Consider the following 8,071-nt stretch of genomic DNA (forward strand, 5'->3'; position numbering starts at 1 on the left):
GACACGGCAACAAGTCATGCCTGATGACCATAGCGAGTCGGTCCCACCCCTTCCCATCCCGAACAGGACCGTGAAACGACTCCACGCCGATGATAGTGCGGATTCCCGTGTGAAAGTAGGTAATCGTCAGGCTCCCCTGCAAGTCCAGAAACCCCACCCCACAAAGGTGGGGTTTCTGCGTTTACGGCGCTGACTCCCTCCCGATCCGCAGCGCGTTCGCGTAACCCGTCAGCTCCAAAGCGCGTCAGACGTCCGTACCGTCGCGGCTCACCCGCACGGCATCCTCCCATAGCACGTTAACTCTGGTTTTGTTCGCATGGCAGCAGTGCCAAAGAACAGCTCTCCCGCAGGCGAAAAACCTGCGAAAACGAAAACAGCTTTACCCCCTCTTCATTTCCTTCCTGCGCGCGTTCCGTTGCGCCGCCTTGTCTTAACATCCGTCGTAAAGTACTGTATAAATATACAGTGAAAACGCCTCGCCCCATGCTTACCCGATGCCGGGCAGGGCGAAGCGCTCCCTATTGACCGAGCATATCTATGGCAGCAGCGATTCACCTGGCGACGACAACGCTGTCGTCGCAATTGAGGCGTCAGGTGTGGCAGGGCAATGAGCTTGCAGAGGCGGACTCGCGGGTGATTTCCAGCGGCTATGCCGCGCTGGATCAACTGCTGCCTGGACGGGGCTGGTCGGCCGGTGGCTTGACGGAGTTGTTGATTGAACACGAAGGAGTCGGCGAACTGCGCCTGTTGGCCCGCGCGCTTCGGCATCTTACTGCGCAAGCCGAACGGCACGTCATGCTCGTGGCGCCCCCTTACCAGCCCTGTGCTTCGGCACTGAGGGCTTGGGGTATCGACGTCGAGCGCGTCTTATGGGTGCGTTCGAGTGAAGACCAGGCGTTGTGGGCTGCTGTTCAGGCATTGAAGCAGGATGGCATCGGCGCAGTGCTTGTATGGCTGTCGAATGCGCGCGCCGATAAGGTTCGGCGTCTGCAGCTGGCCGCTCAGGAGTCGGCATCGCTGGCATTTTTGATCAGGCCTGTCGAGGCAGCTACGCAATCTTCGCCGGCGCCATTGCGAATGATCTGCGAGCCGCTCTTGCCGGCCAATGCGCCGACGATCAACCGTCGTCAATGGTTGCAGGAGATTGGTATCTCGATCGACATCTTCAAGCGTCGCGGGCCACCGCTAGCTGAGCCTCTGCGGCTCATTTTGCCGGTACAAAGCGTCTTGTTGCCGGAAAACAGCGTCGGCAGCAATCAAGGGCGAGAGATCAAACATGTTGTGGATCGCAGTCACATTGCCACTCTTGTCGCTGGAAGCGGTGAAGCCTCTCGAGTCGCTCCCGGATGGTTCACCCGCGAAGCCGAATCGGTGTGAGCCCGGCGATGCGGCAAGCCAACCTCCAGGTGCCGAAGAGGTCACCGAGGTGCGCTGCTACGCGCTGGCCGGTCATGCGCACATCCTGATGCCGGATTCCGACGCATTACGTGCTGGGGTGCATGCGGGCCATTCGCGCTCGTACGCGTTGGCTTTGGCTCCTGGTCTCAAGATGCTTGCCGCGGATACAGACCGCGAAACCCAGGCATTCGAAGCGATGGCGCTTGCTTTGCTGACATACACACCGAAGGTGTCGCTCGCGCACGCGCACACCTTGTTGCTGGAAGTCGGCTCCGGTTTGCGGTTGTTTGGCGGCTTGCGCGTGTTGTTGTCACGGGTATCCGCGACGGTGGCGGAATTCGGCTATACGGCGCGTATCGCGTGCGCACCAACCGCCTGGGGCGCATGGTTGTTGGCGCAGGCGCATGCCGATCGTCAGGGGCATCGTTGGCATGTGATAAAGGAAACGTCGCTTGCGCGGGTGCTTGACCGCGTATCTGTGTCGTTGCTGCCGGTTGCACAGGCGCATCGCGATGCGTTTGTGCATGTCGGTTGCACGACATTGGCCGATTTGCGTCAGTTGCCAAGGTCGGGCGTCGTGCGGCGTTTCGGCAGTGGCATTCTGGATTTGCTGGCGCAAGCATATGGTACGCGTCCGGATCCGCGCGAATCGTTTCGTGCGCCGGCATCGTTTCATGCGCAGTTGGAGTTGCCGTCGCGGGTCGATAATGCCGATGCACTACTATTCGCCGCACGTCGGCTGATTGTGCAACTGGCCGGATGGTTGAGCGCGCATCATGCAGCGCTCAGTGGTTATACGTTGGTGCTCGAACATGAATTGGCAGCCCGTCATGCGCCGAAGACGTCGAGTCTGAAGGTCGCGTGGGCCATACCGTCGCGCGATGCCGAGCATCTGATCTGGCTGTTGCGTGAGAAGTTGAATCAGACGGTTCTGGTGGCGCCCGTGATCGAGTTGAAGCTGGTCGCGGATCAGATCGGTGAGTATGCAGGGCGATCGGACACCTTGTTTCCAATGCCCGAATCAGACGGCGATTCGATTGCACGTCTGCTCGAACGCTTAAGCGCGCGTTTAGGGCCGGAGAACGTGCTGCAGATGTCGGTGCAGGACGATCATCGTCCTGAGCGGGCAATGCGCGTCGAGGCCTACCAGGCGCAAGCGTTTTCGCGCAAGAAGCGTTCGTCTGCGAAAGCTAAGACAAAAATCAAAGCGGATAAAACCTGGCTGACCGATGAGTTGCAGCACGCTGCATTGGAAAGTGTGCATGCAGACGGCGATGCGGCGGAACAGGCGGACTACGCAGAACACGCAGAACACGCAGAACACATATCACGACAGCCTGAAAAAACGAGTGACGCTAAAAGCAGCCGCATATTCGTAACACAATCGGCCAATGCTCAAGCTTCGCTCGATCTGCCCGACAGTGCATTGCCATCGCAGCCTCGTCCCGTCTGGATGCTCGACAAACCGCTGCGTCTGATGATGCGCGACCAGCGGCCGATCTATCGTCGGCCGCTGAAAATGCTCACACGTACCGAACGGATTGAAGCAGGGTGGTGGGACGGTAACCGCGTTGAGCGGGATTACTACGTTGCGGCAGACGATCGTGGCCATATGTTCTGGGTGTATCGAGAACGTCTTGGTGGCGAGTGGTATTTGCAAGGGTTGTTCGGCTGATCATCATGGCAAATTCCCGGCCCACATTCGTATTCGAGCAGGCGCTCGCGGCCCAACTGCCGCCGTATGCGGAGCTGCATTGCCTGACTAATTTCTCGTTTCTGCGTGGCGCTTCGCATCCGTATGAACTGGTCGAGCAGGCGATGTCGTGCGGCTATAGCGCGCTCGCGATTACCGATGAATGCTCGCTGGCTGGCGTCGTGCGCGCGCACACCGCTGTGAGAGAAATCAAGCAGGAGCGGGACCGCCAAAAGAAGGAGCGCGAAGACAAGGCGAAAGCCGCGCAAGCAGGAACGCCTTTAGAAGAAGCGGCAAAGTCGACGACCACAAAGCCAGTGAGCTCACAACAGGAAACCTCACAACAGGAAACCTCACAACAAGAAACCTCACAACAAGAAACCTCACAACAAGAAACCACAGATCAAGAGGCACTAAAACCGATCCCTCACCTCATCATCGGCAGTGAACTCAATCTGACGGACGACGCAGGCGAACCGTTCTGCACACTGATTGCACTTGCGACCAACCGTAATGGCTACGGCAACCTCTCCGAACTGATCACGCTCGCTCGCTCGCGTGCCGACAAGGGCAGCTATCGCCTAAGTCCGTCCGATTTCACCGATGCGTTGCCGCATCTCGAACATCTCAGGACCTTGCCCGATTGCGTCCTGATCCTCGTGCCGCAACGTACGGCGACGCTCTCACACACGCTGCGCTGCGCGCATTGGCTCGCCTCATTGGCTCCGCAACGCTCATGGATCGCACTCGAACTCTGGCAAACCGGCAGCGACGATCTTCAGATCGACGCGTTGCGGATGATTTCGAAAGCGAGCGGATTGCCTCTGGTGGCGGCAGGTGGCGTCCTGATGCATGTGCGCTCGCGCAAGCCATTGCAGGACACCCTGACTGCGATTGGCCTCGTCACACCGCTATCGGCGTGCGGTCACGCGCTCGAGGCCAATGCCGAGCGGCATATGCGCACGCGCGTGCGGCTCGCCAAACTGTACCCGCGCGATACGCTCGAAGAAACGCTGCGTATTGCAGCCCTATGCCGCTTCTCGCTCGACGAACTGAAGTACGAGTATCCAGAAGAACTAGTGCCCGCCGGTGAATCGCCATCGAGTTATTTGCGCAAGCTGGTCATGGCCGGTGCAGTCGAGCGTTGGCCGGACGGCATGAATCTCAAGCGGATCAAGCAGATCGAAAAAGAATTGCTGCTGATTACCGAGCTGAAGTACGAAAAATACTTCCTGACGGTGCACGATATCGTGAGCTTTGCGCGCTCCAGAAACATTCTGTGCCAAGGTCGCGGTTCGGCGGCAAATTCAATTGTGTGTTACTGCCTGCATGTGACGGAGATCGATCCGATAAGTATGAATATGCTGATCGAACGGTTCATCTCGCGCGCACGCAACGAACCGCCTGATATCGACGTCGACTTCGAGCATCAGCGCCGCGAAGAGGTGATTCAATATATCTACGGCAAGTACGGCCGTCATCGCGCGGCGTTGACTGCGTCGCTGATTACGTATCACGCGCGCAGTGCGCTGAAGGATGTCGGCAAGGCGTTGGGACTCGAAGCGTCATTGATCGAACGGATCAGTAAATCACAGCAATGGTGGGACGGCACGGACGCGGTCGCCAAATATCTGGCTGAAGCGGGCTTCGATGCCAGCTCGCACATCACGCGGAATCTGATTCGCCTTACCAAGGAATTGCGCAATTTTCCGCGCCATCTGTCGCAACACGTCGGTGGCTTTGTGATCGCGAAAGACAAACTGTCGCGACTCGTGCCGATTGAAAACGCGACGATGAAAGACCGTAGCGTAATCGAGTGGGACAAGGACGATATCGATGCGCTCAATCTATTGAAAGTCGACGTACTGGCACTCGGTATGTTGTCGGCTATCCGGCGCGCGCTGGAGTTCGTCGCATTGCGGCGCGGCTTTCCGAAATTCAGGGTGCAGGATATTCCGCGCGAGGATCGGGCCGTCTACGAAATGTGCGGACATGCCGATACGATCGGCGTATTCCAGATTGAATCGCGCGCGCAGCAAAGTATGCTGCCGCGGTTGAAACCGACCGAATACTACGATCTCGTGATCGAAGTCGCGATCGTGCGGCCCGGGCCGATTCAGGGTGGCATGGTGCATCCGTATCTGCGCCGCAAGCAAGGTCTCGAGCCGGTGGACTACGCAAAGGATGAATTGCGGCCGGTGCTCCAACGCACGCTCGGTGTGCCGATTTTCCAGGAGCAGGTGATGCACCTTGCGATGGTTGCGGCGAAATACACTGGTGAGCAGGCCGACCAGTTGCGACGGGCGATGGCCGCGTGGCGGCGCACTGGTAATCTGGCGAAGTATCAGAAGGATCTGACCGACCGCATGTCGGCGCGTGGTTACGAGTCCGATTTTATCGCCCGCATCTGCAAGCAGATCGAAGGCTTCGGCGAGTACGGTTTTCCGGAGAGTCATGCGGCAAGCTTTGCATTGCTCGTCTATCTCAGTGCGTGGCTGAAGCGTTATGAGCCGGCCGCTTTTCTGGCGGGATTGCTCAACAGTCAGCCGTTGGGATTTTATTCGCCGTCGCAACTGGTGCAGGACGCGAAGCGTCATGGCGTCAAAGTATTGCCGCCTGACGTGACATTGAGCGACTGGGAATCGACTTTCGAAAGACGCGGTCATGAAGGGCAGCGGATTTCATCGAGCGAGACCTGTTTGCATCGTCAGCAGGGCGTATTATCCGCGCAGCAATTACGCGATCTGTCGTTGCGACGCTTCACGGTGGCCCGGACGATCCGGCGCGCGGCAAAACAGCTCACCGCACGTGTATTCCAATCGTCGAAAACCTATGGGGCGCGCGGTCCGGCAGTGCGCATCGGCATGCATCTGATCAAAGGTCTTTCACAGGTGGCTGCCGAACGAATCATGGCGGCCCGCAGCGACGCGCTGTTTACCGACGTCGACGATCTGACGCGTCGCGCGGCATTGACGCGGCGCGATCTTGAAGCGCTCGCTGCGGCGAATGCGCTGGTCAGCATCGCCGGCCATCGGCGCGAAGCGTGGTGGGCGGTGACAGCGCAGCACACGGTGCCCAAGCTGCTGCGCGATGCGCCGATCGCCGAAGCGCCGTTGGCATTGCCTCAGGCAGCCGAAAGTCGCGAGATCGTTGACGATTACGCGAGCATCGGCCTCACGCTCAATCGCCATCCGCTCGCACTATTGCGCGAGCGTCTTGCCAGGCAGCGTTTTCGCACGGCGACCGAACTCTCCGCGTGTCGGCACGGCACGCTGGCGCGCGCTTGTGGCATCGTCACCGTGCGGCAGCGGCCGGGCACGGCAAACGGCACCGTGTTCGTTTCCATCGAAGACGAAACCGGTTCGATCAATGTGATCGTCTGGCCATCGCTGGTGGAAAAGCAGCGCAAGGTGCTGTTGGGTTCGTCGTTGCTGGCGGTATATGGCGTCTTGCAGCGCGACGACGGCGTGTCTACCGGCGATGACAGCGCCAGCAACGTGGTGAACGCAAATAAAGCGGGCGGGACGAAACAGAAGGGCGAGGTGGTTCATCTCGTCGCGCATCGACTCGAAGATCACAGCGAATGGCTCGGCGAACTGGCCACGGCGAGCCGAGATTTTCATTGATGTTGATCTGCCGTGGCTTGACTCGCATGCCTGGGCGCCATGCCGACATACCCGCGGCCCATGGACACAGAAGCAGTACCTGTCGCGACTAACTGCCGGGTCCGGCGCCAGGCAGGCGTGTCGTCGGACCGCGGAAACGCGGGCGACACCTGCCGTGGATAAACTCGCTGCCGGGCGCTACGCCGGCGTTTTGCCTCACCACGAAAACGCGAGAGTACCTGCCGTGGTTAAGCTCACTGCCGGGTAGCTACGCCGCCGTCTCGCCCTGCCATGGAAATTCGGCCAGCACTTGCCGGATCGCAACGTCGAATAGCGTGCGGCGGCCAATGCCGAGTGCCTCGAGCCGATCCGACGCCAGGTGGCAGTTATGTGGACGCGGCGTAGTGTCGGTGGGCGTGTGCTGCGGCGTCAGTTGCGCATCGACTTGCAGCGCTTCTGCAAGCCGCACCGCGATTTCATACTTGTTCATCGGCTCGTCGCCCGACCATTGCACAATGCCGCGGATCGCTTCGCCACGCGCATGCCGTTCGAGCATCTGCCGGATCACGAACGCGACGTCCGGCGTAAAGGTCGGGTAACGAATCGCCCATGCATCCATGACGGCTGCCTTGCCTTCGTGTGAAGCCGATGCGGCAATCGCCGGCACGAGACTTGTCACCGCCGATTCCGCCCAATCGACGATCGGCCCATATAGCAGCGGCAAACGCAGCACGCAGCCAAGATCGGTGGATTCCGTCAGCGCTCGCTCGCCTTCAAGTTTGCTGCGGCCATAGGCATTGAGCGGCGCGGGCGCTGAATCCTGCTGATAGGGCGGGTGGGTGCCGTCGAACACGTAATCGGTTGAGATCGAGAGCGTCCATGCGCTGCGCCGCTTTGCCGCTGCGGCCAGGGTACGCACTGCATCGACGTTCAACGCCCGGGCGAGCGCCGGATCGTGCTCGCACACATCCGGCCGGCGTTCCGCTGCGGCAATCACGAGCGCGTCCGGCGCTTCGCGCTCGACAAATTGCTCCACCGCCCGCGCGTCGCGTATATCCAGCGCGACCGTGTTTGGACCCGGCCGGCTGAACGCCGTGGCGACAACTTGCCAACCGGCCTGCTGTGTCAGTTCGTCGACGAGCGCCCGGCCGAGCAGCCCGGAAGCACCAATGACGGCAACTTTGAACATAACGGTCGCTCGCTTAGCGTGCCGAGCTGCTGGTCACGCCGGTAACCGTGTAGCCAGCCTCGTCGATAGCGGCCTTTAGCGTGTCAGCCGGTTGCGCGGATTCGACCGCCACGCGGCCGGCTGCCAGGTCGACCTGGACCTGAGCGGCTCCGTCGTGTTCACGGATCGCGTTTGTGACCGCAGCCA

General features: G+C 60.0%; 5 protein-coding genes and 1 rRNA gene. 4 read left to right on the forward strand and 2 right to left on the reverse strand.

Annotated elements, in window-relative coordinates; all coding sequences use genetic code 11:
• Positions 1–19: 19 nt before the first annotated feature.
• The 4 genes from rrf (at position 20) to VFE81_RS01845 (ending at position 6,717) form a co-directional block, all read left to right on the forward strand.
• Positions 20–132: ribosomal RNA gene (rrf, locus tag VFE81_RS01830) — 5S ribosomal RNA — on the forward strand.
• 405 nt (positions 133–537) lie between these two features.
• A complete protein-coding gene (imuA, locus tag VFE81_RS01835) occupies positions 538–1,377 on the forward strand; it encodes a translesion DNA synthesis-associated protein ImuA (RefSeq protein WP_325042958.1) in 840 nt (279 codons plus the stop codon).
• Positions 1,277–3,073 (forward strand): DNA polymerase Y family protein, encoded by a 1,797-nt coding sequence (locus tag VFE81_RS01840; protein ID WP_325042959.1) that lies wholly within the window; start codon positions 1,277–1,279, stop codon positions 3,071–3,073. Before imuA ends, VFE81_RS01840 begins: the two co-directional genes overlap by 101 nt.
• Positions 3,074–3,078: 5 nt before the next feature.
• The gene (locus VFE81_RS01845; RefSeq protein ID WP_325042960.1) at positions 3,079–6,717 is read left to right on the forward strand and encodes an error-prone DNA polymerase; all 3,639 of its coding nucleotides are present in this window, start codon (positions 3,079–3,081) and stop codon (positions 6,715–6,717) included.
• A gap of 247 nt (positions 6,718–6,964) precedes the next feature.
• On the opposite strand, the gene VFE81_RS01850 is transcribed toward VFE81_RS01845, so the two are convergent.
• Together VFE81_RS01850 and VFE81_RS01855 are read right to left on the reverse strand one after the other, a co-directional pair.
• Positions 6,965–7,885: an SDR family oxidoreductase gene (locus VFE81_RS01850; RefSeq protein WP_325042961.1), complete on the reverse strand. Its 921-nt coding sequence runs from the start codon at positions 7,883–7,885 to the stop codon at positions 6,965–6,967.
• Positions 7,886–7,898: 13 nt separating this feature from the next.
• Positions 7,899–8,071 (reverse strand): heavy-metal-associated domain-containing protein (locus VFE81_RS01855; RefSeq protein ID WP_325042962.1); only part of this gene is annotated, 173 nt, incomplete at its 5' end.

This window comes from Paraburkholderia sp. (genome assembly GCF_035656215.1).
GTDB lineage: Bacteria > Pseudomonadota > Gammaproteobacteria > Burkholderiales > Burkholderiaceae > Paraburkholderia.

What these genes read in the sequence shown, in the direction of transcription:
- imuA (WP_325042958.1), top strand. Translation starts at nt 538, where the DNA reads ATGGCAGCAGCGATTCACCTGGCGACGACAACGCTGTCGTCGCAATTG.
- VFE81_RS01840 (WP_325042959.1), top strand. Translation starts at nt 1,277, where the DNA reads ATGTTGTGGATCGCAGTCACATTGCCACTCTTGTCGCTGGAAGCGGTG.
- VFE81_RS01845 (WP_325042960.1), top strand. Translation starts at nt 3,079, where the DNA reads ATGGCAAATTCCCGGCCCACATTCGTATTCGAGCAGGCGCTCGCGGCC.
- VFE81_RS01850 (WP_325042961.1), bottom strand. Translation starts at nt 7,885, where the DNA reads ATGTTCAAAGTTGCCGTCATTGGTGCTTCCGGGCTGCTCGGCCGGGCG.